This is a genomic window from Clostridium sp. Marseille-P2415 (genome assembly GCF_900155545.1).
In the GTDB taxonomy this organism is placed as follows: Bacteria; Bacillota; Clostridia; order Lachnospirales; family Lachnospiraceae; genus Lacrimispora.
The window spans coordinates 3,580,979-3,587,976 of sequence record NZ_LT732526.1 but is presented as its reverse complement, the minus strand read 5'-3'; the positions used below and the strand labels follow the sequence as shown (position 1 = coordinate 3,587,976).

Genomic DNA, 6,998 nt, shown 5'->3' with positions numbered 1-6,998 from the left:
TTTTTTACAGGTTATGCGAAGGCAATGGGGCCGGAACTTGAGGGAGTTCTGGCCCCTTTTTGCCATTTTTACGTAACTTAATATTATTAATGGAAGTGTGTATAAAATAATCTAAGGAGGAAAGAAAATTATGTCATATGTGGATGAAGTCTATGACAGAGTAGTGAAACAGAACCCGGGGGAAGCTGAATTCCACCAGGCCATAAAAGAGGTGCTTGATTCCTTAAGGCTGGTCATTGACGCCAATGAAGAGAAATACCGTAAACTGGGACTTTTGGAGCGTCTTGTTGAACCGGAGAGAATCATCTCCTTCCGCGTGCCGTGGGTGGATGACAACGGACAGGTGCAGGTAAACAAAGGATACCGTGTACAGTTCAACAGCACAATCGGGCCATACAAAGGAGGCTTGCGTCTTCATCCTTCCGTCAATCAGGGAATCTTAAAATTCTTAGGCTTTGAGCAGGTATTCAAAAACTCTTTAACCGGCCTTCCGATCGGAGGCGGCAAGGGAGGTTCTAATTTTGATCCCAAGGGAAAATCAGATAGAGAGGTAATGGCATTCTGTCAGAGCTTCATGACAGAGCTGTCCAAATACATTGGGGCCGACCAGGATGTTCCAGCCGGTGATATCGGCGTAGGAGCAAGGGAAATCGGCTTTTTATATGGCCAGTATAAGCGGATGACCGGCTTATATGAAGGCGTGCTCACCGGGAAGGGCCTTACCTACGGCGGCTCTCTTGCACGCACCCAGGCTACCGGATACGGCCTTGTTTACATTCTGGACGAGATGTTAAAGCACAACGGCAAGGCACTGGCAGGAAAGAATGTGGTTATTTCCGGTTCAGGAAATGTAGCGATCTATGCCACGGAAAAGGCCCGGCAGTTAGGCGCAAGGGTCATTGCATTAAGCGATTCCAACGGTTATATCTATGACAAAGACGGCATAAAGCTTGAGGTTGTCAAGGAAATTAAGGAAGTACGCCGCGGGCGCATCAAAGAATATGCAGATGCGGTTCCAACGGCTGTTTATACGGAAGGAAAGGGGATTTGGACCATTCCATGTGATATCGCTCTTCCGTGTGCGACCCAGAATGAATTAAACTTAGATGATGCAAAGGCACTGAAAGCAAACGGATGCTTTGCAGTTGCAGAGGGAGCGAACATGCCATCCACCAGAGAAGCGACCGATTTCTTCTTGGAGAGCGGAATGCTGTTCATGCCGGGAAAGGCAGCCAATGCAGGCGGCGTCGCTACTTCCGCTTTGGAGATGAGCCAGAACAGCCAGAGGCTTTCCTGGACCTTTGATGAGGTGGATGCAAAGCTTCATGACATTATGGTACAGATCTATGCAAAGGCAGCCGCAGCCGCAGAGCGTTACGGTGTAAAAGGCAATTATGTGGCAGGTGCGAACATCGCGGGCTTTGAAAAGGTTGTTGACGCCATGATGGCACAGGGAATCGTATAAAAAATAGAGGTTCGAACCTTTGAGAGGAAGGGGCGGACCTCATTTTTTAAAATACAAAAATTTTACTGGCATTATCTGCGTTTATGGTATATAATAAGCGATAAGGCTTGAGGCGGAGTATTCTTCGCCTTATTGTTTTCCTGAAAATTATCTTAGAAAAACAGAAAGCAGGTGATGATTCTATGCACAAATTCTTAAGAACCATTGGTTTCAGTCTTTATCAAAAAGACAGGGACATAGAGAAATTATTGGATAAGCTCTGCGAAGATTTATCCGGCATGAAACGGATACAGATTGATGAGGAGTCCAATCTCTGTGAGCTTCGTAAGGAAGTGGCCCCGGGTATGGGAATTGCCATTTTTGGAGAGATGGACCGGGAAGGTAACTTTCAAAGAAGCTATTATTATCCGTATTTGAAAAGCAATGACATGACATCAGATGTGTCCTGTTCCATCCAGCGCCACACGGAGCGGGAAACCTATGCCGGCCTTTTGGATGAATATAAAGTGGGGATTTCCCTGATCTTTTATATAGACAATTCCTTTGAATGCAGGGAACGGATGATAGATCATCATCCGCTGGATAACAGGGATTCATGTCTGTCCGGCCTGGCGGTAAGCGGAAAGATCCTTCTTCCCATCCAGAAAACGGAGAAGCAGAGGGAAAAGGCCAGAGTGGCGGCAAAAGACCGCAACACGCTTTTGGAAGCGGCAAAGAACGGCGATGAAGACGCTATGGAAACCCTGACGATCGAAGATATCGATTTATATTCCCAGGCTTCCAGAAGGGTGATGAAAGAGGATCTGTATTCCATTATTGATTCCTGTTTTATGCCTTGCGGCGTGGAATGTGACCAGTACTCCATTATCGGTGAGATCATCAAGATCGATGAGAAAAAAAATCAGATCACGGAAGAAGAGGTTTATGATTTTACACTGGAATGCAGTGATTTGATTTTCCATGTGGGAATTGCCAAAAAGGATCTGGTGGGAACTCCTGAGATCGGGCGCCGGTTTAAGGGACAGATCTGGATGCAGGGAACCGTGAATTTCGCAGAGCCGATGGAATAAAGGCGGAATAAATATAAGTTTTGTCTTGACGAAAAGGGTAATTGTGAATATAATAGTAAACGGACTGTGTTACAATGTTTGTTGCAGCACAGCCATGTTTCCGTAGCTCAGCTGGATAGAGCGACCGCCTCCTAAGCGGTAGGTCGGGTGTTCAAATCACCTCGGGAACGCTGGAAATAATGCCAAAAACCTGATTTTGCCGGGTTTTTGGCTTTTTTTATTTTCCGTGTTACCTCTGGTTTTGCTAATATGCTAATACATTATGAAAAGTGAACCTTGTGTAAATTCCAGGTGAACTGCTAAAGACTGAAAATCTATCTGCTAATAAAATCATTCTTAATTAACGGATTGGATAGACCTGACGATTTCCATTAGCAGTTATGTATCAGTTCGGCCTACCCTCTTGTGGAGAAGGCAGACCCTGAGTGGTTTAGACAGCCAGGCTCTCATAGCGCCGGAAAGCGCCTTAGACCCTGTGTCTTTGGACAGGTTGTTATTTGAGATTCCGAAAAAGACAGAGACCTGTTTCAGGATTTTGAGCCAAATATGCACTTCTTACTTTTTCAAAAGTTTGATTACTAACGATATGCTCAATCTGACAGGCATCCTGCTCTGCGGTCTTTTCATCTACTCCCAGTGATGTGAGGATTTCCGCAAAACATTCATGCCGTAAATTCCATTCACCATCTACGGCCAACAATCCCTTTTGTCTGAGGAGTTTTACCGCATGGCTGACACTTGCCTTTGAAAAATTCATATATCTGGCGACATCCACAGACCGGACAATGCCAAGTTTTTCTTTCAGTATCAGAATTGTTTTCAAATAATCTTCCAGAGATTTTCCAATCATCAAAGAATCACCTCCTATTTTGCCTGCATGCTGTCAGTTTGTCAGTAGAATGTTCTTAAGTTCCATGAATGCTTTCCTGTTTGTAACAGGTGTTACTCATTTCAGCTTCCACCCAATTGCTTTTTTTCGTACACCAATAAAATCAGCATATATTCCCGGTTGCGCCAATAATTCTTCATGGGTACCCCTTTGAACAATATTTCCTTCAGATAAGACAAAAATCTGATTTGCATTTCTGACAGTTTTCAAACGATGAGCAATCATAATTACAGTTTTGTTTTCCGTCAATTTTGTAATAGCATTCATCAGCAGGCTCTCATTCTCCGGGTCAACACTGGATGTAGCTTCGTCCAAAATTATGATGGGCGCATTTTTTAAAATGGCTCTGGCAATAGAAATTCTTTGCTTTTCTCCGCCGGACAGCGTGGCCCCTCCTTCACCGATTATGGTATGGTAACCGTCTGGCAAGCCCATAATAAAGTCATGACAGCATGCTTTTTTCGCTGCCGCGGCAACTTCCTTGTGTGAAGCATCAGGGTTTCCAAATTTAATGTTGTTTTCAATTGTGTCTGCGAATAAATAGACTTCCTGGAAGACTTCACTGATATTAGTGAGCAAGCTGTCCAATGTATAGTTACGAACATCAATACCGCCAATTGTGATTTGACCGCCATCAACATCCCAAAAGCGGGCAATCAAATTGCACAAGGTGCTTTTACCCGCACCGGAAGGTCCTACGATAGCTGTTGTCGTTTTTTCCGGTATTGAAAAACTGACGTGCTCCAAAATTTTATGCTCACCATAAGAAAAGGACACATCTTTGAAGGCAATATGGTAATTGTCGGGAATCTGCGGTTTTCCGTGTTGGTCTATAACAGGTGTTTTGTCGATTTCTTCCACACTGTCAATAGACGCATCCAGTAAACGCAGTAAAGACGAAGTATTCCCTGCGGATTGGAGCTGCCCGAAAAGCATAAAGGAAGCAACTGCCATTAACAGGCAAACGGACAAATCCATGGTGCCCTTCAGATAAAAGAGCAGAGCCTCTGCAAGAACGATGACACCGGTTCCATAGAGAATCATTTGCTGAAGGATATTATAAGGTACAAATGAGCGCTCTAATTTCAAGTTTTTATTCTTGCTTTCCGTGATTGCCTGTTTTATTTTGCTGTTGGATCGCTTTCCCAGATTAAAAGATTTGACAATCAGCATTCCCTGTACATATTCCAGCACATTAGATACAAGGAATTCCTGTGCCGCCTGCCTTTGAGGAGAAACGGCTTCCGACTTTTTCTGAAGACTGCTGATGCACCATGTAAATAACAAGATGCCGCAAAGGATTGTTAAACCGGTCCGCCAATCAACGCAAAGCATTACAGCTGTAATAACGGCGGCGTGAATATAACCTCCTAATATATTGGCCAACACCATAGATGCGCTATTTTCAATTTCTCCCATGGCCGTAGTCACAACGGAAGTAAGATTACCAAGATTGTGGTCGCTGAAATAACCCATTGGCATATATTTAATGCGGTCACCAATGTGAATGCGTTTTTCTGCACACATAAAGTAACCAACTTTAACTTTGTAAAAATCCGTGATGTAACTGCATATCATTTTAAAAATCATGCCGGAAAACATAATTCCAAAAATCATCCAAATTTTTGCCGTGGTAAATCCGCTTATTATTCCGGAAAAGGTCAGTGCCAAAGCTGCAAAAGACATCATATCAAAAATTGAATGTAAAACTGAGAACAAGATGGAAACCTTCAAAAGCCCTTGTGTTTTTCCGGAGAACCGATATATTTTTCTTAATGTGCTTATCATTTTTTTACCTTACACCTCCTGTGCATCCTCTTTGGTATCTATGTGTGCTCTCCACATTTCCTGATATAAAGTACAGGATGCAAGCAGCTCCTCATGTGTCCCTTGCGCTTCAATATGTCCTGCTTTCACCACCACAATTTTATCTGCATCCGTAATGGTAGAAAGACGGTGAGCAATCATTAATACAGTTTTTCCTGCAATTACCTTCGCCATAGCTTCCTGAATCAAAGCTTCATTTTCAGCGTCAATGTATGCAGTCGCTTCATCCAGAATAACAATGGGAGCATTTTTGAGTACTGCTCTGGCAATCGCGATTCTTTGCCGCTCCCCTCCGGACATATGTCCCCCGGCACCTCCTGCTAAAGTCTGGAATCCATTTTCTAATTTTAGAATAAAGTCACAGCAGCCACAGTCCTTTGCCGCCTTAAAGACTTCTTCATCCGAGGCTGAGGGCTTACCCATACGAATATTTTCAAGAACTGTTTCATCAAATAAATAATTGTCCTGCGAAATATATGAGATTTGATCCATAAGCTGTTCCAGTGGAATTTTACGGATGTCAGTACCGTCAAGCTTTACCACCCCGTCAGTTACATCCCAAAAACCTGCGATCAATTTTGTAATGGTAGATTTTCCGCCGCCGCTTGGCCCTACAAAAGCTGTAATTGTTTTTTCTGGAATAGACAGATTTACATTTTCCATCAGAGATGTTTCCTTCTCATAAGAAAAGCTGACATCTTCCATGGTGATATTGGACGAGTGTATTGCTATGGGCTGTGTGGGACGATCCAACTCTTTTTCATCCAGAACGGAGCAAATTTCTCCTATCACAGATTTCATTTGTGCAATGCTGTCCGTAAAATTCATTGCATTCAAAAGGGGAGTAATAATTCCCAATGAAAGAACAATGCAAGTAATAAACGCAGTTGCGCTAAGGCTCCCATTGCGATACAGCAGACAGCCGGCAGGAAGCACGCAGACCAACACACTTGGCCAAATAGTAAACAGCATTGATTTGTACCACTGCACGCTTTTCATCCAATTAACGGCATAGGCTGCATGATCCAGGACAGCATCCGAATATTTCTGATAGGAATTTGCCGATTGGTTAAATGCTTTGATCACTTCAATGCCGCTGATGTATTCCACAACTGTATTTGTCATTTTCCGAACACGAAGCATGAGTCCCTGAAATTTTTCTTCATAGCCATTTGCCATACCTTTATAACAAAGCAATCCAACCGGCAGGGTAACCAAAGCGGCCAGTGCCATTCTTACATCCAGAAACAGCAGATAGATAAAGATGCAAACAGGTATACAGATGTTAGCTGTCAGTTCCGGAACTAAATGTGCAAGAGTTGTTTCCATTCCCTCTACCCGATCTACCAAAACATTTTTAAGCTGGCCCGAAGGAGTATTTAACATATATCCCATTGGAAGCCTGGTAAGCTTGTCCGCAAGCCTGAGACGGATTTCCGCCAAAGTTTCAAATGCTGCCGTATGGGAAACCAGTGTGGAAAGGTTTGCAAAACAAACCTTCGCTAAAAAACCGATGCCTGCTATCCCGCACCACTCCATATAGACACGTGCTGAAGTTTCTCCACTCATTAAAAGCAGCACAATTTTAGAAACAACAAAAAACGGAAGCAATCCTGCGGCAACACCCAGAATTGCTAAAATAACTGAAAGAATATATTTGCTCTTGTATGGAGCTGCAAGTTCCATCAGTCTGGACATAGGATTTGTATTTTTATCCATGACATTTTCTCCTTATCATAATAATAGA

The 6,998-nt window shown here is 43.3% G+C and carries 5 protein-coding genes and 1 tRNA gene; 3 read left to right on the top strand and 3 right to left on the bottom strand.

All coding sequences use genetic code 11. From position 1 onward, the window contains the following. The first annotated feature begins 130 nt into the window (after positions 1-130). The 3 genes from gdhA to BQ9856_RS21400 all read left to right on the top strand — a co-directional run bounded on the left by gdhA (position 131) and on the right by BQ9856_RS21400 (position 2,705). Entirely contained in the window at positions 131-1,465 is a 1,335-nt protein-coding gene (gene gdhA / locus BQ9856_RS21410) for an NADP-specific glutamate dehydrogenase (protein WP_077612820.1), read from the top strand. 182 nt (positions 1,466-1,647) lie between these two features. Next, positions 1,648-2,535: a DUF3881 family protein gene (locus BQ9856_RS21405; RefSeq protein WP_077612819.1), complete on the top strand. Its 888-nt coding sequence runs from the start codon at positions 1,648-1,650 to the stop codon at positions 2,533-2,535. Between the two features lie 96 nt (positions 2,536-2,631). Further along, positions 2,632-2,705, top strand: a tRNA-Arg gene (locus BQ9856_RS21400). 323 nt (positions 2,706-3,028) lie between these two features. Here BQ9856_RS21400 and BQ9856_RS21395 read toward each other — a convergent pair. The 3 genes from BQ9856_RS21395 to BQ9856_RS21385 form a co-directional block, all read right to left on the bottom strand. After that, positions 3,029-3,385: a metal-dependent transcriptional regulator gene (locus tag BQ9856_RS21395; RefSeq protein WP_328587267.1), complete on the bottom strand. Its 357-nt coding sequence runs from the start codon at positions 3,383-3,385 to the stop codon at positions 3,029-3,031. A 96-nt stretch (positions 3,386-3,481) separates the two neighbouring features. Then, positions 3,482-5,212 (bottom strand): ABC transporter ATP-binding protein, encoded by a 1,731-nt coding sequence (locus tag BQ9856_RS21390; protein ID WP_077612817.1) that lies wholly within the window; start codon positions 5,210-5,212, stop codon positions 3,482-3,484. 9 nt (positions 5,213-5,221) lie between these two features. Then, positions 5,222-6,970 carry an ABC transporter ATP-binding protein gene (locus tag BQ9856_RS21385; protein ID WP_077612816.1) on the bottom strand — a complete coding sequence of 583 codons (1,749 nt, stop codon included), beginning with the start codon at positions 6,968-6,970 and terminating at the stop codon, positions 5,222-5,224. Between the last annotated feature and the right edge of the window lie 28 nt (positions 6,971-6,998).